This window comes from Paraburkholderia phenazinium, from assembly GCF_900100735.1.
GTDB lineage: Bacteria > Pseudomonadota > Gammaproteobacteria > Burkholderiales > Burkholderiaceae > Paraburkholderia > Paraburkholderia phenazinia.
On the sequence record NZ_FNCJ01000051.1, the window covers coordinates 1 to 1,446 of the forward strand.

Annotated in this window: 1 protein-coding gene; it reads left to right on the forward strand. The window is 71.3% G+C overall.

Features of this window, described 5'->3' with window-relative positions:
* Positions 1-1,446: AMP-binding protein (locus tag BLQ92_RS39115; RefSeq protein ID WP_143016759.1), on the forward strand; the 1,446-nt coding region annotated here is incomplete at both ends.

Sequence of the window (1,446 nt, forward strand, 5' to 3'; positions counted from 1 at the left end):
CAGGACTTCCTGGCGACCTACGGCATTTGCGACGAGGACACGGTGCTGCACTCGTCGACGATCAACTTCGACGTGGCGCTGCACGAGACGCTGCCGGCGCTCTTGCGCGGCGCGACGGTGGAGATGCGCGGCGTGCAGCCATGGGACCTGCAAAGCCTGAGCGAACGGCTGGTCAGCCGCGCGGTGACCTTCGCGCGCATTCCGACCGCGCTGTGGCAGCAGTGGCAGCGCCACGCGCCGCCGCGTGAGCGGCTCGCGCTGCGTCAGGTGACGGTGGGTGGCGAGGCGCTGCCGGGCGATGCGCTGGGGCGCTGGCGCGAGGGGCCGCTCTCGGACATCCGGCTGGACAACCTGTACGGGCCGACGGAGACGACGGTCGCAGCGCTGTACCGGCGCACGCAGGCCGACGACGTGCAGCAGGTTACGGTGCCGATCGGCCAGCCGTATCCGGGACGCACGGCCCGCGTGTTCGATACGTTTGGCGACGAAGCGCCGGTGGGCGGGCTGGGGGAACTATGCATTGGTGGGCCGACAGTGGCGCGCGGCTATCTGGGACGCGCGGGGCTGACGGCGGAGCGGTTCGTGCCGGACCCGTACGGAGCGCCGGGCTCGCGCGTGTACCGCAGCGGCGACCTGTGCCGGATGCGCGAGGACGGCACGGTGGAGTTTCTCGGGCGGCTGGACCAGCAGGTAAAGCTGCGCGGGCAGCGCATCGAGCTGGGCGAGATCGAGGCGGTGCTGCGGCAGTGCGAGGGCGTGCGCGAGGCGGCGGTGATCGTGGTGGGCGAGGCGCAGAAGCAGCGGCTCGCGGCGTATGTGTCGGGTGACGCACAAACCGGGCTGCACGGGCAGCAGACGCTGGATGGCGAGTCACTGCAACGGGCGTTGGAGCAAAAGCTGCCGGGCTACATGGTGCCGTCGTCGGTGACAGTGCTGGCGCGGCTGCCGTGGATGCCGAACGGCAAGCTCGACCGCGCGTCGCTGCCGGCGCCGCAGGCGGGCACCCGCGAGCGGGTGGCGCCGTCGGGCGAAGCGGAGTCGGTGTTGCTGTCGATCTGGACGGCGGTGTTGGGGCGCGACGATCTGGGCGTGACGGATAACTTCTTCGAGGCGGGAGGCGACTCGATCCAGAGCCTGCAGATCATCGCGCGGGCGCGCGAGGCGGGGTGGCGCCTGACGCCGCGGCAGGTGTTCGAGCATCCGACGGTGGCGGGTCTGGCGCAGCGCGCGCAGCGGCTGGAGGCGGGCGGCGTGCAGGAGGTGGACGACGGCGCGGCGCTGGAGCTGACGCCGATCCAGAGGCTGTTCTTCGAGCGCTATCCGCAAGGGGAATCGCACTGGAACCAGGTGGTGCTGCTGAAGGTGCATGGGCGCCTGAACCACAGGGCGCTGGAGCGCGCGGTGCAGGCGCTGGAGGTGAGGCACGACGCGCTGCGCTTGAGGTTC